Genomic DNA, 23,227 nt, shown 5'->3' with positions numbered 1-23,227 from the left:
GTATCTACCAAAAAATATTTATCACTATGGGAAAAGGAGACAAAAAATCAAGAAGAGGGAAGATCAATGCCGGAAGCTATGGTAAAAGAAGACCCAGAAAAGCTTCAAAGTCCATTGGTTCTTCTGAAACTAAAGCGAAGAGCTGAAAAAATAAAAAGGCTGAAGATTAATCTTCAGCCTTTTTTCAATATACAAAATTAAATTATTTTCCTCCTAAAAGGTTACCAAGAATGTTTCCTAGTCCGCCTCCTTGCTGTTGCTGTCCGCCACCGCCAAGTACGCTTCCTAAGATATCATTAAGTGGATTTCCTCCGGACTGAGCTTGTCCACCACCCAGAACGCTTCCCAAAATGTCATTCAAAGGACTGGATTGCTGAGTCTGAGCCTGGTTAGATGCATTTCCAAGAATTCCGCCTAAAAGATCTCCTAAACCTCCGGCGCCTACATTATTCTGCTGTTTCTCTTTACCGATATACCCCATAATTACCGGAGCAAGCATCGCTAAAATAGGTCCGATTTTATCAATTGAGATTCCTGTATTTTGAGAAAGCTGGTTTTCGACAGTGCTTTTTTGCCCGCCAAAAACATGATCAAGGATAGATCCTCCTTCAGCCTGTCTGGCTTCAGCTTGTGAAGCATCGTCTAGAATACTTCCGTCGTGGTCTTTATCTAATGCATTATTTAAAGCTTCTGCTTCGTTAGCGTCCTGCGATTTGTTTCTAAGGTAAGAAATAACCAAAGGTGCAGCTACTGCCAGTAAAGCGATAATCTGATTTCTGCTGATCCCGAATTTGTTTTCTGCCTGTTCAGCAACCTGATTGCTGGTGCTACCTGTAAGTAGGTCAATTAAACTCATGTTTGTGTTTATTTTAAAATATTAAGTAAATCAAAGATATCAAAAAATGTGATTCACGAGATTTTTTAGCTCACAATTATTGTTAAAGTTTTTTGATCTCTTCCTCCGTATATCCTTTGCTTTTCATCAGTTTAATATATTCAATGGCGCTTAAAGTCATCCAGTTAATAGGTTCCGGAGCTGTCTTTTTATCAATGGTGAATTCAAGAATGCCGACATTGTCATTCATCCATGGAAGCATATAGTAATCCAGGCCGCCTTTATACTTTTTGAAGTTGTGGAAGGTCTTTCCTTTTTCTGTCTGGAAAATGGCTTTATAAGTAAGCAGATATCCTAAGGGAATAAGCAGGCAGACCCATGACATTTTTTTGAGAGCAGCATATTTCGGATGCGACAGTCCGTAGCCCACAGACAGTGCAAAAATAATATTGAAAGGAAGGAAGAAGACATAATTATCCGAAACTGCATAAAAAGTTGCAAAGCCATATACACACAACGATCCCGCAAGAAAAACAAAGAACATTTTTCTATCAGATTTGTATAAAAACACAGCACCCATTACTCCGAAAAAAGTAAATACATTGAAATTATAGATGAGGTAAGCAAAAGACTGGAAAAAATCTTTAACATACTGCAAAAAGGTTTTGCTGAAAGATTCTTCCACCCAGTTGCCCTGATCCGAGCTATATGGTGATTTGAAAGAAAGTCCCTGAGATATGTTCAGAATAAATAATGAAGCGAACAACAGTGCAAACACCAACAGGGAAGGATAGAAATATTTTTTTTCACTTTTAAAATAAAAAAGGAAAAGCAAAAAAGCAGGGATCAGTAAAATATTCTGGATATGTACCCAAAGACTGATGCCTAGAAATATACCCGCCCATAGAATATATTGTTTTTTGTTTTCTATAAAAGTCTTGATAATCGAGAAGAAAAAAAGACCTATCCATAAGGTGTTGTACGTATATACTTCTACAATCTCTGCATTTCGCCAGAATGAGAAGCTAAAACCAAAAACAAAAGCTGCCGTAAGAGAAGCCCATTCTGTTTTCGTAATACTTTTAACGGTAAGATAGATCACGGAAACGGTTGCAGCTCCGGAAAGAACCACCAATAAACGGCTTGCCCCGATTCCATTAAGACCGGTTATATTTTTAATTAAAATGACCGTATTAATATATAAAAAATGAGTGGTTGCCGTAGCAGTTGTCATGAATTTACCCTTCTCGGCATCCAGCACAAAACCAACGCAATCTGCAAAAGGAATTTTTGTAAAGCTTCCGGAGTAGTAAATTACCAGAAAAATAAAGAATAAAAATAAGGCAGATAAATATTTCCTCATGTTAATTCTTTACAATAGGAACATTGGAACAGGCTTCACCGAACATCAGGGATTTAACCATGGGTTTCAGTTGTTCAACCAGTTCTATGTATGCATTTTCAGGAATTTCTTTATCAGAGCAGCCCTTTACCAGAACTCTTTTACCTCTCATATCTTCAAAATCGTAAGTCTGGACAGCATTGTGCATCAAAATCACTTCCAGATCTTCACGGTTTCCGAAGACGATCTTTTTAGCAACATCTGTAAGTTTAGCGGTTAACACGAAATAAGCCCACAGCGGTACAATAGTATCTACAGAATTGTAAATATATATATAAGCGTCTTTATACTCATCAGTATTGATGGCATCTACCTTTTCTCTGAAATCTTTTTCTTTCAGAATCATTTCCTGGAAAAGGAAATCTTTAAGGTCAATACCCTTTCTTATTCCCTTAGGAACCAGAGTAGATAGGTCGAAATTCACAAGGCCGCTTTCAGCAACTTTATTTCGGATTTCAAATTCTTCTGACATTTTTTATCATTATCTTTGGACAAATTTACAAATTAAGATCAAGCAAAACTTAATTTGTTCTCTATCCTTACTATAGAAATGAAGTATTATATTATTGCAGGAGAAGCGTCCGGCGATCTGCATGGAAGCAACTTAATGAAAGCTCTTAAACAGAAAGATCCGCAGGCAGAAATACGTTTCTGGGGAGGCGATCTCATGAAAGCACAGGGAGGAACATTGGTAAAACATTACCGTGACCTGGCATTTATGGGTTTTCTGGAAGTTGCTATGAATTTAAAAACCATCCTCAACAATATCAAATTCTGTAAAGAAGATATCAGAAAAAACAAACCTGATATCCTTATTCTGATTGACTATCCCGGATTTAATTTAAGAATTGCAAAATTTGCAAAAGAACTCGGGATCAAAGTGGGCTATTATATTTCTCCACAACTCTGGGCATGGAAAGAAGGCAGGGTAGAGATCATTAAAAAATATGTAGACGAAATGATGGTTATCCTTCCTTTTGAAGAGGATTTTTACAAAGGGCATGGTGTTCATTCCCACTTTGTAGGGCATCCGCTTCTTGATGCAATAGAAGGATTAGATGATATTAATGTTGAAAAATTTAAAAAAGAAAATGATCTTAATGATAAAGAAATCATTGCACTTCTTCCCGGTTCCAGGAAACAGGAAGTGGAAAAAATGCTTGAAAAAATGCTTTCCGTGAGACCGTATTTCAAAAATTACCAGTTTGTGATTGCCGGTGCACCAAGCCTTCCGAAAGAATTCTATCAAAAATATGTGGATGATAATGTTCATTTTGTTTCCAACAGAACATACGATCTGCTGAGATGCTCGAAAGCCGCCCTGGTAACTTCGGGAACAGCAACACTGGAAACAGCTTTGCTTAATGTTCCGGAAGTGGTGTGCTACCGCGGAAGCAAAATCTCTTACGCCATTGCAAAGAGACTCGTTAAAAACATTAAATATATTTCTCTGGTTAATCTGATCATGGATAGAGAAGTTGTAAAGGAGTTAATCCAGGCCGATCTCAATACCAAAAACCTTGTAGAAGAGCTCAATAAAATGATAGAAGGTGAAAAAAGAAACCAGGTTTTGGCAGATTACAGTCTTTTACGAGAAAAGCTAGGCGGAAAAGGAGCCAGTGAAAAAGCTGCTGAGGTAATTTTAAGTATTTAATAGCTCTTCTAATTTTATAGATTTAAATTTTTATCAAATGAATTTTTTTAAAAGCATTCTGGTTTTAATTTTATTGACCTGCATTTCACCGAAAAGTTTTGCTCAGGACAGCAAGTCCAGAGATAAATTTCAGATTTTCTATTATGGATGGTACGGAAATCCTGAAATAGATGGAAAGTATTCTCATTGGAATCATGATATCTTACCCCACTGGAGCAATCCCAAATGGAACAACTTAGGAAACTACAAAGGCGCAGACGATATTGGCGCTAATTTCTATCCCGCTTTGGGAAATTACAGCTCCAATGATCCGGCCATTATTAAAAAGCACATGAAAATGATCCAGGACTCCGGTGTTGGAGTGGTTGTTTTAAGCTGGCTGGGAAAAGATTCATTTGTTGATAAAAGTATTGCCCAATATCTGGACATAGCTGACCAGTTTAATCTGAAGGTTGCTTTTCATATAGAGCCGTTTTATAAAAATGTAACCGAGCTTAGAGAACAGCTTTCTTATCTGGTGAAGACCTATTCCCATCATCATGCCTTTTACAGAAAAGATGGAAAGCCATTGTACTATGTTTACGACAGTTATAAAATTTCACCGTCAGAATGGTCAGAACTTCTTTCTGAAAATGGCAGAAAGACAGTTCGGAACACAGAGTTGGATGGACTTTATATAGGTTTATGGGTTGAGAAAGAACATTCAGATTTTTTTGACAAAGCCGGCTTTGATGGCTTTTATACTTATTTTGCCAGCGAAGGTTTTGTTTTCGGAAGCACAACTTCCAACTGGAGCTATCTTTCCCAATTTGCAAAGGACCACAGCCTTATTTTTATCCCATGTGTAGGCCCGGGGTATTCCGACACCAGAATAAGGCCCTGGAATGAAGCCAATTTCAAAAGCAGGGGAAATGGAAAATATTATGAAAGAATGTTCGATGCTGCCAAAAAAGTAAATCCGGACTTTATCGGGATCACTTCTTTCAACGAATGGCATGAAGGAACGCAGATAGAACCTGCAATTCCTAAAAAATCAGAAAATTTCAAATATGAAGACTATGGAAAAGATTCCTGGTTCTATATAAAAGAAACCAAACGGTTGACGGACCATTTTTTTAACGGAAAATAATTCGGAAAATTACATTTTTACGAAACTATTTATTTACAAAAGAAAATAGGGCGTTGAAAATTTAAATTAAAAATAAAAACTGCTGTCATATGCAGTTTTTTTATTACAAAGCTATCTTTTGCAGATGGCTTTTATTTTTTCATTTAAAACCTGAATTTATAGTAAATAATCAAGCCGTATATTGTTCATTTAATGGGAAGTAAGGTCTTGGTTCTGCAAAATTTGTGTTATGTAATAATCAAATAAATTAATTACTTTTTGATTGTAAATATCGTACAGTTGAATAAGCAGCCACTTCTCATTTTATCCGTCTGTTTTATCCTTGGAATCTTTCTTCAGGATAAAGTGGGGCTGGATAAAACTATAATTTATGTGGTTTCCGCGAGCTGTTTATCAATTTTCCTTTTGTGTTTTCTGAATTTTTATTTTCTCCATAAAATAAAAGCAATACTGCTGGGATTGATGTTTTTCGGAGCCGGGATAATCCTTCATTTTTTCAATACTTTTTCGTCCGGTAACCTCTCTGTTCCTCAAAACACAACAGTATTCTTTAAGATCTCCAAAAAACTGAATTCTACAGAAAAGAATAAAAAATATGAAGCCGTTATCCGTGCCGGAAAAGAAAATTTCAATGCCATTGTGTATATTCCGAAAACAAATAAAGAACTTGATTTTAAGCACTACTATAAAGCCGATGCTTACCTATCGAAACCAAGATCTCCGGAGTACGATTTTCAGTTTGATTATGCAAAGTATTTAAAAAGGAAAAATATTGAATATCAGTGCTCTATTTCCAAAAATATTTATTCGGCAGAGAGAACAGATTTAAGTCTCAATGAACAGATTCAGCAGCGCAGATTAGCAACACTCCAAAAGATTGACAATGTTGAAATGTCTTCCAGGACCCGGGAATTCTTAAAAGGAATTATTCTGGCAGACAGAACAGAAATGGATCCTGAGACGGTAGAGGATTTCAACAGGTCCGGAATGGTTCATTTACTGGCTATTTCAGGAACACATATTGTCGTCATTTTCGGGATGTTCTACTTTTTATTGATGCGGTTCAGCCCGTTACGGTTCAGGAAGTATGCTATAATGTCCAGTATTGCCTTTATCTGGATGTTTGCTGTATTTATTAGTTTCGGAAATTCTGTGATACGGTCGTGCATTATGCTGACGGTATATTTTGTTTATGTCCTTCTTCAGAGAAAACCGGATTTGCTTCATTCCCTTTCTTTATCAGCAATGATTATTTTAGTTGTTGATACACAGCAGCTTTTCGACGTCGGTTTTCAGCTCAGCTTTCTGGCTGTGTTGGGGATTTTTTGGCTGAATCAGCCACTTTTGAAATATTTTCCACGGCAGAATGGTTATTTTAAAAAGTTAATCTGCAATACCATTACCATTTCTCTTTCTGCACAACTGGCGACACTTCCGCTGGTTCTCTATTATTTTCATCAGTTCTCATTGGTTTCTGTTCCTGCCAATATTCTGATCGTTCCGTTTTCAGAAATATTAATTGTATTTTCTTTTTTAATGACGGTATTCGTGGGACTGAAGATCGATTTTACGTGGATCAATTTTATATATGACGGATCTATCCAGATTTTATTGAACCTTATTCACTGGTTTTCAGATATGGATATGTTATTTTACTCCAATATAGCGATGAATATTGCTGAAGCTTTAACTTTATTCCTTGTTGTGTATATGCTGAGACCAATGCTTTTAAATATCAATCTTAAAAATTTAATCAGGGTAGCCGCGGTGATTTTAGCTTTTTTTATAATCAGAACAGGGTTTAGTATTTTTTATAATCAGAAAGAAGAAATACTCCTTCATAATTTTAATAAAACTAAAGTATTATCAGTAAAGAAAGGAAATAAGGCGTGTTTCTGGATAGCAGAAAGTTCCGACAAAAAGAAAATTTTTAAATTTATAGCCGGCCCTTACTGTTCTTCCAGACGCATTCAGACTCTGCAAATAAAAACCTTTCCCGAAACGGCAGAAAAGGTAGTTTATAATGGCAAAATTTATGATTTGAAATAATAAACAGCACTTTTCGTTTTTTCCTTTAAATAATGTGATAGAATCTTATTTAGAAAGATTACAAACTGTCTAATTGTGAGATTTCTCACTTTTTGATATAGTTAACATTTCTTAATTTTGTGGAAAATCAAATGTAAACTTATATGGCAGGTTTAACGAGTTCTACGATAGGTAGAAAATATGCAATGGCATTGTCGGCTATGTTTTTGCTGATATTTCTGGTGATGCACCTTTCTGTAAACCTTTTGTCGGTTTTTGGTGAGGATGCGTACAACAATGCTTCGCAATTCATGGGGTACAATCCTCTTATTCAATTTGTAATGCAGCCAATTTTGATATTTGCTGTCGTTTTCCATTTTGTAATGGGATTTGTTTTGGAAATTAAAAACCAAAAAGCACGCCCTGTGAAATACAATTCAAACAATCCTTCTCACAATTCTACGTGGATGTCCAGAAATATGATTATTTCCGGTGCTGTGATTCTGGCTTTTGTTTTTCTTCATTTGTATGACTTTTGGCTTCACGAAATGAATTACAAATATGTTGACGGACTGCCGATCGAGGAAACACGTTTCTGGGGAGACCTGCACGCCAAGTTTGCAGATCTTTGGAGAGTAGTTTTATATGTAATTTCTTTTATTTTACTGGGATTGCATTTAGCTCACGGTTTCCAGTCTTCTTTCCAGTCTATTGGTGCAAGACATCCGAAATATACTCCGGTAATCAAAGCTTTTGGAAAATGGTACTCAATCCTTATTCCTGTAGGCTTTATTTTTATTGCAATTTATCACTTCGTAACTCAATAATATCAGTATACCAATTATGAGTAAATTAGATTCAAAAATTCCGGCTGGTCCTTTAAAGGATAAATGGAAGCATCATAAAGACCATATGAACCTTGTTGCACCCAACAACAGAGATAAAATTGATATTATAGTTGTAGGTACAGGTTTGGCAGGTGGTTCTGCAGCAGCTACTTTAGCTGAGCAGGGATATAATGTAAAAGCGTTCTGCTACCAGGATTCTCCAAGAAGAGCACACTCAATTGCAGCTCAGGGAGGTATCAATGCCGCTAAAAACTATCAGGGTGATGGTGACTCTACCTACAGATTATTCTATGACACCATCAAAGGTGGTGACTACAGAGCAAGAGAGGCCAACGTTTACAGATTAGCTGAGGTTTCTGCCAATATTATCGACCAGTGCGTTTCGCAGGGTGTTCCTTTCGGGAGAGATTACGGCGGCCAGTTAGATAACCGTTCATTTGGTGGGGTTCAGGTAAAAAGAACATTCTACGCAAAAGGACAAACGGGGCAGCAGTTATTGTTAGGTGCCTATTCTGCAATGAGCCGTCAGATCGGTAAAGGGAGAATCAAGATGTACAACCGTCATGAAATGATGGAGTTGGTAATTGTAGATGGAAAGGCGAGAGGAATTATCGCAAGAAACCTTGTAACGGGAGAGATTGAAAGACATTCTGCTCACGCGGTTGTTATTGCATCAGGAGGTTACGGAAACGTCTATTTCCTTTCTACCAACGCAATGGGATCCAACGTTTCTGCGGCTTGGAAAATCCACAAAAAAGGAGCATACTTTGCCAACCCTTGCTATGTACAGATCCACCCGACTTGTATTCCGGTTCACGGAACACAGCAGTCTAAACTGACTCTGATGTCTGAATCATTAAGAAACTCAGGAAGAATCTGGGTTCCTAAGAAAATTGAAGATTCAGTAGCCATCAGAGAAGGTAAATTAAGACCGGAAAATATTAAAGAAGAAGATAGAGACTATTATTTAGAGAGAAGGTATCCTGCATTTGGAAACTTAGTGCCTAGAGACGTTGCGTCCAGAGCTGGTAAAGAAAGATGTGATGCTGGTTTCGGAATCGAGAATAATGATACTAAAGAAGGTGTTTACTTAGATTTCTCTACAGAGATCATCAAAAAAGGTAAAGAGGCTGCTATTGAAAAGCATATTCACAATCCTACAGATCAGCAGATCTATGATTTAGGAAAAGCTTGGATTGAGGAGAAATACGGTAACCTTTTCGTGATGTATGAAAAAATTACGGCTGATGATCCTTACAAAACTCCAATGAAGATTTATCCTGCTGTTCACTACACAATGGGTGGGGTTTGGGTTGATTATAACCTTCAGTCTACTATTCCCGGATGTTTCGTAATCGGTGAAGCTAACTTCTCAGATCACGGAGCTAACAGGTTGGGAGCTTCTGCTTTGATGCAAGGCTTGGCAGACGGATATTTCGTACTTCCTTACACCATTGCAGATTATCTTTCTGCAGATATCAGAACAGGGACAATTCCTACAACTTCTGGTGAATTTGATCAGGCTGAAAAAGAAATTAAAGACAAAGTAAACTTCTTCTTAAATAATAAAGGAACCCATTCAGTAGATCATTTCCACAAAAAATTAGGACACATCATGTGGAATAAGGTGGGAATGGGAAGAACTCCTGAGGGTTTGAAAGAAGCTATCGATGAAATTGCTCAGGTGAAAAAAGAATTCTGGAGCGATGTAAAGGTTCCTGGTGATGCTGATGGAATGAACACTGAACTTGAAAAAGCTTTCAGAGTGGCAGATTTCATCGAATTAGGACAATTAATGGCAATCGATGCATTACACAGAAACGAATCTTGTGGAGGACATTTCAGAGAAGACCATGCTACTCCTGAAGGTGAAGCTGAAAGAGATGATGTTAACTTCAAATATGTAGCAGCTTGGGAATATCAAACAGATGATATCACAACTGAAGTTCTGCATAAAGAAGATCTGATCTACGAAAACATTGAAGTTAAAGCAAGAAGTTACAAATAATCTCCAACCTATAAATATAACATTATGAGTGCAAAAAAAGGCCTTCATCTTACCTTAAAAATTTGGAGACAAAAAAATAGCAAAACGAAAGGTCAGTTCGAGACCTATAAAATATCGGATGTTTCTACAGATTCTTCTTTCTTGGAAATGTTAGATATTTTGAACGAGAATATTATTAACGAGGGAAAAGAACCCATCGCTTTCGACCACGATTGTCGTGAAGGAATCTGCGGTATGTGCTCTCTTTACATCAATGGTAGAGCTCACGGTCCGGATACAGGAATTACAACGTGTCAGCTTCACATGAGAATGTTCAAAGACGGTGAAACCATCGTTATTGAACCTTGGAGAAGTGCAGCTTTCCCAGTGATCAAAGACTTAATGGTAGACAGAAGCGCATTCGACAGAGTAATGGCTGCCGGAGGATTTATTTCTGTGAACACTTCAGGTAATACATTAGATGCGAATGCTATTCCGGTTCCTAAAGAAGATGCAGACAAAGCAATGGATGCTGCAGCATGTATCGGATGCGGAGCTTGTGTGGCTACCTGTAAAAACGGATCTGCAATGCTATTCGTTGGAGCTAAAGTTTCTCAGTATGCTCTTTTACCTCAAGGTAGAGTAGAAGCGAAGCGAAGAGTTCTGAACATGGTGAAAGCTATGGACGAAGAAGGATTCGGGAACTGTTCAAATACTGGAGCTTGCGAAGTTGAATGTCCGAAAGGAATTTCTCTTGAAAACATTGCCAGAATGAACAGAGAATATATGGCTGCTATGGTAGATCAGGGATAGAACCTATTCAAATACATAAAAAAATCGTCTTCGCTATGGAGACGATTTTTTTTTATACCTATACTTTAGCTGTTAAAATTTGTTAAGGTGTAGATAGGATCAGATATTCTTTAATTTAATAAGTCTATATTTGGTGAGCACTTGGTGTATGGGAAAGGATTGTTTCTTTTCCGGGAAAATTTTACAGAACCAAAAGGGCCTTAAGTATCCATTTTACAGGTTCTCATAAAATTTTCAAAAAAAATAAATAGTGTTAATTAACAAACCGTAAAAAACGTATTTTTGCGTAATATTAAAATCGAAATGAAAAAATATCTTTTATTGTTTATCATCACAGCCTTTGTGATGTCTTGTTCAAAAAAAGTTGAAGTTAAAGGAAAAATTACCGGAAGTTCACCACTCGAAAGAATTGAATTTGTTGAAGCTTCAGGTGTGGCAACCCTTCCACTTGTTAATATTGGTTTAGATAAAAATGGAAACTTTACAGGAAGCTTCGAAGCTCCTAAAGATGGGATGTACGTAATCAACTATGCAGGGAGACAGAACCTGATTTATCTTGAAGGCGGACAGAACCTGAATATTTCCGGAAATGCAATGACCTTTCCAAATGAGTTCGTCGTTACAGGAGATGCTAAGAAAAATAATGATTTCCTTCAGGCCAGCCAAAAGTTCTTGGGTGAGTATGGAAGCAAAATCAATATCCAGCAGCTAATGTCAGGAGACGAAAAAACATTCTTAAAAGGAGCTCAGAAAATTGAAGCAGACATCAATAAAAATGTAGAAGATCTTGCTCAGAAAAATAATCCAAGCAAAGGTATCTTGGAATGGAAAAAGAATGATGTGAAAGTAACTATCCTTAACCTTCTTGCCAACTACGAAATGTCACAGCGCCAGATGTCGGGAAATCCATCATTTAAAGTATCAAAAGCATTCCAGGATTATGAAATAAAACTGGAAGGCAATAAAGATGTAATGGTGAAGACTATTCCATTATACAGACAGTATCTTCTTGTAAAAATGAGCCCTGACTTTCAGAAATATGCTGAAGCAAAGACCAAAGGAAAAACAGACCTTATTACTTCTGAAGTATTCGCACAGTTCCTGAAAGACAGAAAAGAAGTTTCGCAGACTGCTAAGGATTATCTGTTAGCGTTTGTAGTAGCTCAGGATATTCATCCGGGCGCTCCTGCAAAGAATACAGAAAAAGTTAAGAAAATCATTGATACAGATATTACAGATGCCGGTATCAAAGCAGATTTAGTTAAAATGCAGGTGGCAATCAATGGAGTTAAAATAGGAGAGGCTGCACCGGAAGCGTCACTGGTAAAAGCAGACGGCAAATCTTATCAGCTTTCTGAAAATAAAGGAAAACCATACATGCTGTTCTTCTATGCATCGTGGAATCCTTATATCAGTGAAGGTACAGTGCCGGTACTAAAAGAAGTTGTGAATTTCTATAAATCTAAAATGAACTTTGTTTTTGTAAATGTAGATGATACCAAAGACCAGTTTGTAAAAACCAGCAGTTCATTATTAAAAGGGATTCCGGGAACAAATGTTTATGGAGAAAAAGGTTTGGAATCCGATATTGCTAAAAAATATGGAGTTTACGGATTTAAACTGCCTTGCTTTGTGATCGTGGATAAAGACGGTAAAATTGCAAGCAGATCTTTTGTAAACCTTGGCGAACAGGAAGTAGTAACGGTCCTGGATAAACTTACAGGTCTTTCTGCACCAAAAGTGCAGCCTAATATTCAGATGCAGCCGGGAGCGATGGATCCTTCAGCGCAGCCTGTAAATCCTCAGCCTGCCCCAACAAAATAATAAACTTTAATATAGATGGAAACCTTATCTTCGGATAAGGTTTTTTTTATTGTATTTTTGCGGAATCAAACCGGAAGATTGTTTTCGGTGTATTAGAAAAAATAGAAATAGAATTTAGGATGAGTCGGAGGGTTCGTCCGGCCATAAAAGAAATTGAGTTTTAGGGATGAGAAAGAAGAAAGATATAATTCTTGAAAATATTAAACTGTTTGGTGCGGGAGCAAAAGGTGTTGCCATAGGAAAAACCGAAGAAGGAAAAACCGTACTGATTTCCGGAGCAGTTCCCGGAGATGTAGTCAATGCCAGAGTAAAAAAATCTAAATCCAAATACTATGAGGCTGAAACCATAGAAATTCTGGAGAAGTCTCCATTCAGAGTAGATCCCAAATGTATTCATTTCGGAACATGCGGCGGATGCAAGTGGCAGAACATGAGTTACGAAAAACAGCTCGATTTCAAGCAGCAGGAAGTCTATAATAATATTAAAAGAATCGGCGGAATTGATGATTTTGAAACCGTTCCGATCTTAGGCGCGGAAGAACAGTATTTCTACAGAAATAAAATGGAGTTTTCCTTTTCCAATGCGAGATGGCTTACCCAATACGAAATAAGTTCTGAAGAGAACTTTGGGAGCAAGGACGCATTAGGTTTCCATATTCCCGGAATGTGGAGTAAGATTCTGGATCTTAAAGAATGTTTCCTGCAGGAAGATCCGTCCAATGCCATACGTCTGGCTGTAAAAAATTATGGTGTAGACAACGGGTTAGCCTTTTTTGATGTAAGAAATCAGGAAGGCTTTTTGAGGACCTTAATGATGAGGCAGAACTCTAAAGGTGAATGGATGGTACTATTCCAGCTTTACAGAGAAGAAAAAGAAAACAGAGAAAAGCTTTTTCAGTTCTTGCTGGAGAAATTCCCACAGATCAAAACCTTGGTGTATGCCATCAACCCAAAGCAGAATGATTCTATTTACGATCTGGATATCAATATTTATTCCGGAGAAGGCTTCCTGATGGAAGAAATGGATGGACTGAAGTTTAAAATAGGTCCTAAATCATTCTTTCAGACCAATTACAAACAAGCTTTGGAGCTTTACAGAAAAACATTAGAATTTGCGGATTTAAAAGGTGATGAAGTAGTGTATGATTTGTACACAGGAACAGGAACTATCGCTCAATATGTTGCCAGAAATGCAAAACACGTTATAGGCATAGAATCTGTTCAGGAGGCCATTGATGCAGCCATTGAGCATGCCGAATTAAATGGTCTTACCAATACAACATTCTATTGTGGAGATATGAAAAATGTCTTTAACGATGAATTTTTAGAAAATCATCCGAAAGCAGATGTTTTAATTACCGATCCGCCAAGAGACGGGATGCACCAGAAAGTGGTAGAACAGATATTGAAACTTGCTCCGGAAAAAGTAGTCTATGTAAGCTGTAACTCAGCAACACAGGCAAGAGACCTTGCTCTGATGAAAGAACACTATACTTTGGTGAAAATCCTGCCGGTAGATATGTTCCCGCAAACCCACCACGTAGAAAACATAGCGTTGCTGATTAAAAAATAAATTTATTTAAATTTGATTTCAAATCTTAATATGAAACGTAAGTTCCATCTGACCAAAATAAAAAATAAAAATATGCAGATGAAATATTTTAAATTTCTCATCATGATCTGCTTCGTTGGAATGCTCTTTTCCTGTGGTGGAGATGACGATATCTGCGAAAGCGGTGAAGGGACACCCAGGATAAAAGTGGCATTCAAGTCTCTTGAGTCTGGTAAAGCAGTTATTTTGGATTCATTATATGTAGCCGTAGATTACGGTTCCGGTAAAGTACAGCTGGGTAAAGCTGAGAAAATAGATTCAAGGCTTATCCCGTTAAGAGTGGATGATTCACCTTATACAGATGTTTATTTCAGGCTTGCAGATAAAGGGACAGAATCTCACGTTCGCGTTAAGTATACCACGAAAAGTACATACGTTTCTCCGGGTTGCGGAATCAAAAAAACGTATGAGAATTTAAACTCAGAATTAATACAATCCAATCCTGTACAAAAGCTCGAAGCAGGACAAAACCAAATTGAGAATGAAGACAAGACTAATCTTTTCCTTCTTTTTTAGCATAATAGGAATAGCCGGGTTCGCCCAGGAAAAAAAGGAAACCCAGGAAGCCAAAAAAGTTCAGGAGAAATACAAACCGAATTTTATGGTGGGTTTTGATGTTCTTAATACAGGTATTTCCTTTTTCTCGGATAGAATGCTTTACCAGGGTTTTATTTCATCAAAAGTGAAAGGAAATATTCATGCAATTGCAGAAGCCGGTTTTGAGAAAAATGTATATCAAAAAAATGGTTACGATGCCAAGGCAAGCGGTCCCTTTGTAAAGCTCGGCGCTTTTTACATGCTGGCAAAAGACCTTGAAAATGAATTCAACGGTTTTTATGCAGGAGGTAAAATAGGAGGGGCGTTCTACAATCAGGAGTATATGGCAGTTCCGGTCCGCGGATTTGGTGGCAGTGCTTCATCTGTGTCATTTCCTTCTTCATCACAAACCTCTGCATGGGTAGAAGGAACTTTGGGAGGAAGAGTACAGCTGTTTGAATCTAATTTTTATATAGATATCAATCTTCAGCCGAGATATTTGGTATACACTTCCAAACAGGATGATATTACCCCGATGATCGTTCCCGGATTTGGTAAAAGTTCGGCTAAATTCAATATGGGCTTTGCCTGGAATATTGCCTATAAATTTTAGAATAAAACAAGTTTATTAATGTTTGTAAAGACCTTGTATAAATGATACTTTCTAAAATATTGAATTTGTATAAAAGTGGAGTAAATTAGTTATAATTCCTATATAATTATAAAAAGCACCAGAGATATCTCTGGTGCTTTTTTTATTCCTTTTTTATGTTTTTACACCCTATGTTTTAAATGAGTTTTGAAAAAAAATAAAATAAATCAATTATTTTTTGGTTTATTTGTTAATGTATGGTTATTTTTGAGAAATTTAAAAAATAATCTTTTTTATGAAAAAAATCATTACTGCTTTATTTTGTAGCTTGATAGGCGGGTCTGCTTTGGCACAGTGGACACCCACCAGCTATGAGAGAGGAAAGGAAAAGTTCTCTCTGGTACGTAATTATTATAAGTTAGATCTTAATAAGATTAAGGGCCAGCTTAAAAACGCTCAGGAAACAGGCCCAAATGCAAAACCTGTCGAAATTTCTTTACCAACACTGAATGGTAAAATTGAAAAATTTGCAGTATACAGCTCCCCGGTTGTTGTACCATCACTAGCTGATAAATATCAACTGGGATCTTATGTGGGAGTTGGTATTAATGATCCTTCTAAATACCTGAGATTCTCTTTATCAAACAATGACTTCCAGTCGATGATTATAAAAGATGGAAATTATGAGTTTATAGAGCCACAAAATGCAGATAAAACGGTATATGGAGTTCATCCTAAGACAAAACCAACAGCAGGAAAGAGTTTTGTTTGTAGTACTGAAGAGGGTTCAGCTGCTATAAATCAAATCAACCAGATGTATGAAAATGGTAAAACATTTACCAATCAGCCAACTGATTTCTCAAAAATGTCCGATAAGAAGTACAGAACTATGAGACTGGTAATGTCGGTAACGGGTGAGTATACTGCTTTTCACGGAGGAACTGTTGCTGGTGCACTTACGGCTATTAACGCAACATTAACGAGAGTGAATGGTGTGTTTGAAAAAGATTTTGCACTCCATCTGATTTTACAGGAATTTCCAAATGTAATTTATACTGATGCGGCTACGGACCCTTATTCGGTAGCATCCACTGGAGCAGGCGGTGCCTGGAATTTGGAATTACAGCAAACATTAACAGCAAACGTAGGAAATGCTGCTTATGATATCGGACACTTATTCGGAGCTTCTGGTGGTGGCGGTAATGCAGGATGTATTGGTTGTGTTTGTGTAAACCCTGCAACAAATACTACTAAAGCTAAAGGTTCAGGATATACGTCACCTGCAGATGGTATTCCTCAAGGTGATAATTTTGACATTGATTATGTAGCTCACGAGATGGGTCACCAATTAGGGGCTAACCATACATTCTCTCATACTCTTGAAGGATCTGGGGTAAATGTTGAGCCAGGATCAGGATCTACCATTATGGGATATGCGGGTATTACAGGAGCAAATACTGATGTTCAGCCACACTCTGATGCTTATTTCCATATTGCAAGTATCAAGCAGGTTCAGGCAAATCTGATTAGTAAAACTTGTGATATAGAAACATCTATTGCAAACAATGCACCGGTAATTGCTGCCTTACCTACATATAACATTCCTAAAGGAACTGCATTCGTATTAACAGCTTCCGCTACAGACGCTGAAAACAATCCTATGACTTATACATGGGAAGAGGTTGATAATGCAAGTACTACGATTAATAAAACTAATTTGGGGACTACCACTACTGGGGCTTCATTCAGATCTCTATCACCAACAACAAACCCAACAAGATATTTCCCTAAATTGTCTTCCGTATTGGCAGGAGTTTTAAATAACTCAAATAATGGATGGGAGTCGGTTTCTATGGTTCCTAGAACTAGTAAATATGCTGTGACGGTAAGAGATAATAATCCTGATCCTGCTCAGCAGCAAACTCAGTTTGCAGAACAAACTATTGTTGTAGGCAATGACGGACCGTTTAAAATCAATACTCAATATGCCGCATCTAATGCAGCTACTACAGTTGAATGGGATGTAGCAAATACTACAGCTGCACCATACAGTGTAGCAAATGTGAAAATCGATTACACTACAGACCCTAATGGTGCAACGTGGACAACATTATTAGCTACTACTGCTAATGATGGCTCCGAAAGTATAACTTTCCCTTCTGCATTGAACGGGCAGACAATTAAATTAAGAATCTCTTCTATTGGGAATGTATTCTATGCTATTAAATCAGTTTTGGTTACTACTTTTGCTGCATGTGATGGTTCTGCTCCGACTGGAGTTGCTGTTAGCAATGTGACTACAAGTGCTGCAAGTGTAAGCTGGGCTCCTATTACTGGTGCAACTTATATTGTTCGTTATAAAAAAGTATCAGAAGCTACCTGGCAACAAACCACAACGTCAAGCAGCAATATAACGTTATCGAATCTTCTTGATGGTACCGCTTATGAAGTTCAGGTAGCTGCTGTTTGTTCAGGAACTCCTGGAGCTTACTCTGCTTCATCAAACTTTACAACACCTGGGCTTACTTATTGTACAGTATCTTCTGATGATGACACTGACGATCATATTGCAAACGTTACTCTGGCAAACTTAAATAATACTTCTTCTGCTAGTTTATACACGGATTATTCTACTAACCCGTCATTACAGGTAAATTTAGTAGCAGGTACTTCATATACTCTGTCAGTGGCGAAAGGATGGTTAAGCGGTACCGGACCATATCCTGGGGTAACTTCAGCTTGGATTGACTTTAACAGAAATGGAAATTTTGAAGATTCAGAAAGAATTCTGACTTCTACAACAACTAGTGCAAGTCCTGTTACGGCTACATTCACGGTGCCTGCAACCGCAGTTACAGGTTTAGGCCTTAGGATGCGTGTGGGAATGTTGTATACTTCTACAGCCAATCAATATATTGCAAATGCTTGTGGTGCATATGGTACCTATGGAGAGTTTGAAGATTATAATGTTGTAGTTACAGCTGTTTTAGGGACAAAAGATATTGCTAATCCTCAGGACGGGATTCAATTATATCCTAACCCAGCCAGCGACATTTTGAATGTAACTAAAGTTTCAGATAAAGCGGCCTATAAAATTTACAATACTGCCGGTCAACTGGTAGGAAGTGGAAATATTAATGATGGAAAAATCAATGTTTCATCTTTAGTAAAAGGAGGATATGTCATTACAATTGATCAAAAAGAAAAAGATCAGTTCAGGTCCAAATTTATTAAGAAATAACAGTAATTAATCATAATATAAAATCCTCAGGCTCTCCTGAGGATTTTATGTTTTTATAGGCAGAATGTATTATTATTGTGAAATTTTTACAAAAAAATATTTGAATGAATACATTAATAATGAAAAAATTATTAGATTTGTGTAATTGTTAAAAATATTAGCGTATGAATTAAAAAACTATTTTTTTTCAATACAGATTATCTGTAAATGGATGTTTCAAAAGCACATTTGAACACCAACAATACGAAACCCTATACTTATTACTATTGTTATTATAACTAAATTTAAAAAATATGAGTGGATTTTTACTCTGTAAAATGGGCAGGCCTTTTAGGCTGCTCATAACATTGCTTTGTATGGTCTTCGGACTGTTTTCACAGGCACAAACAATTACCATTGGTGCAGGAACAGCTACTCAGAGATATCCTTTGGGAGTTTACTATGGGTATCAAAGAGATGCATCACTTTATACTGCAACAGAAATTAACCTGCCTGCGGGCGGAAATGTACAGACAGTTGCATGGAATGCTACAACAGCAACAACAGCAACTTTCCCGGTAAAGATTTATTTAAAATCTGTTCCGGCTGCTACAACCACTATTACATCACAAACTTGGTCTGCAACAACTGCCGGCGCTACTTTAGTGTATAGCGGAACGATCAATAATATTACTGCAGGATGGAATACATTCACCCTACAGTCTCCTTTTTATTATAACGGTACCGAAAATCTGATGGTATTGGTTGAGACCGATTATGGCGGTACAGGTACTGGAAGTACATCAGGAAGTGCTTTTGCTTATTCCAGTGCTACGTCAAGACACATGTATATTGAAACGGATAATTCACCTCCTGCAACTGATACAGGAAATGTTAACTCCAACAGGCCTAATGTTCGATTGACTTTTGGAGCTCCTCCTTCGTGTTTGCCTCCTTCCGGACTAACTTTAGGAACGGTAACACCAACAAGTGCAGCAATCAGCTGGACTGCTCCTTCATCTGTACCTGCAGGAGGATATGATGTATACTACAGTACATCTCCTACAGCCCCAACGGCTGCAACTGTGCCTTCGCAGACGATTACTACAGGAACAAGCGCAACACTTTCCCCATTAACAGCCAATACTGCTTATTATGTGTGGGTTAGATCAAGATGTAGTACATCAGACCAGAGTTCATGGATAGGACCTGTGAATGTGTTTACAGGATATTGTACGCCTTCAGGGGGTTCTAGTTCAACTTCATATTACCTGAAAACGATTACCACAACAGGAGGAATTACGAATTTAAATTATTCTGCTAATTCCTATACAGCGTATGTTAATAATTCAGCCACAGTTTTTTCAGGGTTACCAACCAATACGATAACCATGAATCTGAACAGTGGAACCAGCACTTATAATTATTATGTTTGGGTTGACTGGAATAATAATATGAACTTTAATGATCCAGGTGAAACCATTCTGGCAACTCCTGGTTATGTTACAAACGGAACAGCATCAATTGTAATACCCGGAACACAGGCTCCCGGTAATTACAGAGTAAGAACATCAACATCGTTTATTGGAGCCAATACTTCATGTGGACCTGCAGCGTGGGGTAATTTTGTAGACTTTACATTAAACGTTATCGCTTTACAACCATGTACTACTTCGCCTCCAGCTAATATTGCAGTGTCCAATGTTACACCAACTACGGCTCTTGTAAGCTGGTTACCTTCAATAGGTGCTACTTATGTGCTAAGATATAAAGCTGTAACTGCACCAACATGGAATACAGTAAATATTACTACTCCTCTTGCGAGCAGCTATCCGATAAACAATCTTACAGAACAGACTCAATATGAAGTTCAGATTGCTACAATCTGTGGCGGAACACAAGGACCATTCTCTACGAGTACTACCTTTACGACTCCTGCTATTTCTTATTGTGCTTCGAATTCTACAAGTACCACTATTGATGGTTATATCAGTAAAGTTGTTGTTACTCCGAATGCTGCAATACCAATGACCAGTACTTCAGATTTCAGTAATTATACAGATTACACTACAGATCCTGCGAGACTTATTACTTTAGTAAGAGGCTTAGGAGCTAATACGGTTACTATTGAAAAAACCTGGCCGGGAACGCAATGGTCGTTCGGAACAGGAGTATGGATTGACTTTAACAGAAACGGTGTGTTTGAAACCTCAGAACAGGTATTGAATTCACCTAGTAGCACGACCACTCCTGTTACTGCAACTTTCACTGTACCGAATGTTGCTGGGGGAGTTTACACGGGAAATCTTAATACACGTATGCGTGTAGCATTAAGAGAAAGCGCTACAGCTGCTCCTTGTGGAACTTTCACCTGGGGTGAAGTAGAAGATTATGCTGTGAAACTTATTGATCAGCCTCCTTGTACTACTGCGCCGCCTACCAACATTACCGTTACAAACCTTACCGCTTCTACAGCTACGGTTTATTGGATGGGTGCTGCGAATGCTACTTATACCATCAGATGGAAGTTAGCTACTGCGGGAACATTTACAATTCCACCTGTAACTTTGGCACCTGGAGTAAATAGTTATACTATTCCTGGTCTTGCTGAACAGACTAAATATGATGTACAGGTTTCTACTACATGTGGAACTTCTACAGGACCATATTCTACAACAGTACAGTTTACAACACCACCGCTTTCATACTGTCCGATGACAGGTACAGGAACTAACGACCACATTTCTAATGTAACCGTTACATCTTCTAATCTTGGAGTTCCGGTGATGAGTAATACTACTGTACAGAATAACTATACAAGCTATACAACACCTGCAACATTAATTACTCTTGATGCAGGATCTGCAAATAATAAAATCTCTGTAGCAAAAGGATGGACAGGCTCAACAAGCAATGATGCAGTATCGGTTTGGATAGACTACAACAGAAACGGAGTTTTTGAAGCCTCAGAACAGATCATAAGCTCTGTAGCAAGTACTGCGACTCCTATTACCGCAACCTTTGCTGTTCCGGCAGCAGCTTATACAGGTCCGCTTACAACTACCATGAGAGTAGTGCTTAAACGTACCAGTGCTCCGGTACTGTGTCAAAATGCAGTCAATGGGGAGGTTGAAGACTATGCGGTAAGAATAAGACCATGTAGTAATGGTATTCCTAATCAGCCTGGAATTACAGCGACTCATAATTCTGCTACACTTACTTTCTCAGGAGTACCGAATACCGTTACTTATCTTGTAAGATATAGAACTCAGGGACCTCCTCCGGGAGCGTGGACAGAAGTATATGCTTCAACATTGTTAAATAATATTCCACTTGTATTGAACGGTTTAACTCCGGCTACAATCTATGAAGTGCAGGTAGCTGCTGTTTGTGGAGATGTCGCAGGTACATTTACACCGATCAAAACATTCGTAACAAGATGTGATCCTACACCTCCGAACGTTACAGTGAGCAATATTACAACTAACTCTGCATTGATCGCGTGGGCGCCACTTGCAGCGAGCTCTACGTATACATTGGAATGGAGAAAAGTAGGAGCTCCTACCTGGAACCAGGTTCCAAACATTGCTCCTCCTACGAACACTTATTTGCTGACAAATTTAGATCCATATACAAAATATGAAGTAAGAGTTGCAAATAAATGTGTTGGAGAAAATACTCTTAACCCGTATTCAAATCCGAAAGTATTTACTACGGAAAGAACATGCGAGCTTCCTCCTCCGGGATTAACTATAACTCAGCTTACCCCTACATCGGCTGAGGTTACATGGGAAGGTTTCCCTGGAGCAACTTATGTCCTGAGATATAGAAAAGTAGGTATTCCGAGCTGGACAAATGTTCCTTTAACAACGAATACTTATACTATAACAGGATTACTGGAAGAAACGAAATATGAAATGCAGGTTGTAAACATTTGTAGCGGTACGCCGGGTACATACACGCCTCCATACTATTTCACGACACCTACAGTGACTTACTGCCAGATGGGTTCTCAAAATGCTGTTAATGAACATATTTCCAAAGTTACGGTAGTTCCGAATGGAAGACCTAAAATGGAAAATGCTTCAGGACCTTCTAGCTATACAAATTATACAGGAGTACCTGATACATTCATAGAAATGGTTCAGGGATCTACAGGAAATCAGATCACGATTGAGAAAAAATGGAACGGAACCAACCATGATGAAGGAATCGCAGTATGGATCGATTTCAACAGAAACGGATACTTTGATCTTGATGAGAGAGTATTTACATCACCTCCGAATACTACAAGTCCTGTGACAGGAACATTCAGCGTACCTGTAGATGCCTATATAAGCATGACAAACTATAAGTACGTAGTAATGAGAGTGGCAATGATGAGAGACGGAATTCCTGTGAACTGTACTAATTTTGCCAACGGGGAAGTAGAAGATTACTCTGTAAGAATCTCTAAACCGGGAGTGCCGAATTCTCTTAACCAGACTGATATCATGATTTACCCTAACCCGGTAAGCTCAGTATTGCATGTGAAAAATATAAGCAAGAAAGCTAAATATAAGATCTACAATTCTGCAGGACAGGTTATCGGCGACGGTATTCTGCTTAACAACCAGGTTAATGTCGGTAAGTTGATCAACGGTATTTATGTAATAGATATCGAAGACAATGGAGTAACAGTTCAAAAGAAATTTATTAAAGAATAATTATTTAAATTTCAAATATAAATAAGCCCTCAGAAATGAG

16 protein-coding genes are annotated in these 23,227 nt (G+C 37.8%); 13 read left to right on the top strand and 3 right to left on the bottom strand.

The window, feature by feature from the left end:
- The first annotated feature begins 26 nt into the window (after positions 1–26).
- Positions 27–146, top strand: a complete 120-nt coding sequence (locus AC4IFE_RS09290; RefSeq protein ID WP_306845390.1) for a 30S ribosomal protein THX — start codon at positions 27–29, stop codon at positions 144–146.
- A gap of 56 nt (positions 147–202) precedes the next feature.
- Here the strand turns inward: AC4IFE_RS09290 and AC4IFE_RS09285 are convergent, their stop codons facing one another.
- The 3 genes from AC4IFE_RS09285 to AC4IFE_RS09275 all read right to left on the bottom strand — a co-directional run bounded on the left by AC4IFE_RS09285 (position 203) and on the right by AC4IFE_RS09275 (position 2,709).
- The gene (locus AC4IFE_RS09285) at positions 203–856 is read right to left on the bottom strand and encodes a DUF937 domain-containing protein (RefSeq protein ID WP_490756546.1); all 654 of its coding nucleotides are present in this window, start codon (positions 854–856) and stop codon (positions 203–205) included.
- A gap of 82 nt (positions 857–938) precedes the next feature.
- On the bottom strand, positions 939–2,198 hold the full coding sequence (locus AC4IFE_RS09280; RefSeq protein ID WP_490756545.1) for a protein O-mannosyl-transferase family: 1,260 nt from the start codon (positions 2,196–2,198) through the stop codon (positions 939–941).
- A 1-nt stretch (position 2,199) separates the two neighbouring features.
- Positions 2,200–2,709 carry a DUF2480 family protein gene (locus tag AC4IFE_RS09275; RefSeq protein ID WP_490756544.1) on the bottom strand — a complete coding sequence of 170 codons (510 nt, stop codon included), beginning with the start codon at positions 2,707–2,709 and terminating at the stop codon, positions 2,200–2,202.
- 78 nt (positions 2,710–2,787) lie between these two features.
- Here AC4IFE_RS09275 and lpxB point away from each other — a divergent pair, with 78 nt between their 5' ends.
- The 12 genes from lpxB (at position 2,788) to AC4IFE_RS09215 (ending at position 23,187) form a co-directional block, all read left to right on the top strand.
- Positions 2,788–3,891: a lipid-A-disaccharide synthase gene (gene lpxB, locus AC4IFE_RS09270; RefSeq protein WP_490756543.1), complete on the top strand. Its 1,104-nt coding sequence runs from the start codon at positions 2,788–2,790 to the stop codon at positions 3,889–3,891.
- A gap of 37 nt (positions 3,892–3,928) precedes the next feature.
- Positions 3,929–5,020: a glycoside hydrolase family 99 protein gene (locus AC4IFE_RS09265; RefSeq protein WP_490756541.1), complete on the top strand. Its 1,092-nt coding sequence runs from the start codon at positions 3,929–3,931 to the stop codon at positions 5,018–5,020.
- A gap of 279 nt (positions 5,021–5,299) precedes the next feature.
- Entirely contained in the window at positions 5,300–7,069 is a 1,770-nt protein-coding gene (locus tag AC4IFE_RS09260; RefSeq protein WP_490756540.1) for a ComEC/Rec2 family competence protein, read from the top strand.
- A 143-nt stretch (positions 7,070–7,212) separates the two neighbouring features.
- The gene (locus AC4IFE_RS09255) at positions 7,213–7,875 is read left to right on the top strand and encodes a succinate dehydrogenase cytochrome b subunit (RefSeq protein WP_490756539.1); all 663 of its coding nucleotides are present in this window, start codon (positions 7,213–7,215) and stop codon (positions 7,873–7,875) included.
- 16 nt (positions 7,876–7,891) lie between these two features.
- Entirely contained in the window at positions 7,892–9,904 is a 2,013-nt protein-coding gene (locus AC4IFE_RS09250; protein ID WP_490756537.1) for a fumarate reductase/succinate dehydrogenase flavoprotein subunit, read from the top strand.
- 24 nt (positions 9,905–9,928) lie between these two features.
- Complete coding sequence (locus AC4IFE_RS09245) at positions 9,929–10,696, top strand: succinate dehydrogenase/fumarate reductase iron-sulfur subunit (RefSeq protein WP_116012269.1); 768 nt, start codon at positions 9,929–9,931, stop codon at positions 10,694–10,696.
- 303 nt (positions 10,697–10,999) lie between these two features.
- Entirely contained in the window at positions 11,000–12,520 is a 1,521-nt protein-coding gene (locus AC4IFE_RS09240; RefSeq protein WP_490756535.1) for a TlpA family protein disulfide reductase, read from the top strand.
- A gap of 166 nt (positions 12,521–12,686) precedes the next feature.
- Positions 12,687–14,093, top strand: coding sequence for a 23S rRNA (uracil(1939)-C(5))-methyltransferase RlmD (gene rlmD, locus AC4IFE_RS09235; protein WP_490756533.1), 1,407 nt, complete (start codon positions 12,687–12,689; stop codon positions 14,091–14,093).
- 78 nt (positions 14,094–14,171) lie between these two features.
- Positions 14,172–14,648 (top strand): DUF6452 family protein, encoded by a 477-nt coding sequence (locus AC4IFE_RS09230; RefSeq protein WP_490756532.1) that lies wholly within the window; start codon positions 14,172–14,174, stop codon positions 14,646–14,648.
- Entirely contained in the window at positions 14,614–15,282 is a 669-nt protein-coding gene (locus tag AC4IFE_RS09225; RefSeq protein WP_490756530.1) for a DUF6048 family protein, read from the top strand. The genes AC4IFE_RS09230 and AC4IFE_RS09225 overlap by 35 nt, the downstream gene beginning before the upstream one ends.
- Before the next feature lie 274 nt (positions 15,283–15,556).
- Positions 15,557–18,502 (top strand): reprolysin-like metallopeptidase, encoded by a 2,946-nt coding sequence (locus AC4IFE_RS09220; RefSeq protein WP_490756529.1) that lies wholly within the window; start codon positions 15,557–15,559, stop codon positions 18,500–18,502.
- A gap of 293 nt (positions 18,503–18,795) precedes the next feature.
- Positions 18,796–23,187, top strand: coding sequence for a GEVED domain-containing protein (locus AC4IFE_RS09215; protein ID WP_490756528.1), 4,392 nt, complete (start codon positions 18,796–18,798; stop codon positions 23,185–23,187).
- The last annotated feature ends 40 nt before the right edge of the window (positions 23,188–23,227 follow it).

It is taken from the genome of Chryseobacterium sp. UF-81, from assembly GCF_058245105.1.
Note: the sequence above shows the minus strand (reverse complement) of the source record. Positions and strands in the feature narration are given on the sequence as shown.

What these genes read in the sequence shown, in the direction of transcription:
- AC4IFE_RS09250 (WP_490756537.1), top strand. Translation starts at nt 7,892, where the DNA reads ATGAGTAAATTAGATTCAAAAATTCCGGCTGGTCCTTTAAAGGATAAA.
- AC4IFE_RS09225 (WP_490756530.1), top strand. Translation starts at nt 14,614, where the DNA reads ATGAAGACAAGACTAATCTTTTCCTTCTTTTTTAGCATAATAGGAATA.
- AC4IFE_RS09255 (WP_490756539.1), top strand. Translation starts at nt 7,213, where the DNA reads ATGGCAGGTTTAACGAGTTCTACGATAGGTAGAAAATATGCAATGGCA.
- AC4IFE_RS09245 (WP_116012269.1), top strand. Translation starts at nt 9,929, where the DNA reads ATGAGTGCAAAAAAAGGCCTTCATCTTACCTTAAAAATTTGGAGACAA.
- AC4IFE_RS09240 (WP_490756535.1), top strand. Translation starts at nt 11,000, where the DNA reads ATGAAAAAATATCTTTTATTGTTTATCATCACAGCCTTTGTGATGTCT.
- AC4IFE_RS09215 (WP_490756528.1), top strand. Translation starts at nt 18,796, where the DNA reads ATGAGTGGATTTTTACTCTGTAAAATGGGCAGGCCTTTTAGGCTGCTC.
- AC4IFE_RS09285 (WP_490756546.1), bottom strand. Translation starts at nt 856, where the DNA reads ATGAGTTTAATTGACCTACTTACAGGTAGCACCAGCAATCAGGTTGCT.
- AC4IFE_RS09280 (WP_490756545.1), bottom strand. Translation starts at nt 2,198, where the DNA reads ATGAGGAAATATTTATCTGCCTTATTTTTATTCTTTATTTTTCTGGTA.
- lpxB (WP_490756543.1), top strand. Translation starts at nt 2,788, where the DNA reads ATGAAGTATTATATTATTGCAGGAGAAGCGTCCGGCGATCTGCATGGA.
- AC4IFE_RS09290 (WP_306845390.1), top strand. Translation starts at nt 27, where the DNA reads ATGGGAAAAGGAGACAAAAAATCAAGAAGAGGGAAGATCAATGCCGGA.
- AC4IFE_RS09230 (WP_490756532.1), top strand. Translation starts at nt 14,172, where the DNA reads ATGAAATATTTTAAATTTCTCATCATGATCTGCTTCGTTGGAATGCTC.
- AC4IFE_RS09275 (WP_490756544.1), bottom strand. Translation starts at nt 2,709, where the DNA reads ATGTCAGAAGAATTTGAAATCCGAAATAAAGTTGCTGAAAGCGGCCTT.
- AC4IFE_RS09265 (WP_490756541.1), top strand. Translation starts at nt 3,929, where the DNA reads ATGAATTTTTTTAAAAGCATTCTGGTTTTAATTTTATTGACCTGCATT.
- rlmD (WP_490756533.1), top strand. Translation starts at nt 12,687, where the DNA reads ATGAGAAAGAAGAAAGATATAATTCTTGAAAATATTAAACTGTTTGGT.
- AC4IFE_RS09220 (WP_490756529.1), top strand. Translation starts at nt 15,557, where the DNA reads ATGAAAAAAATCATTACTGCTTTATTTTGTAGCTTGATAGGCGGGTCT.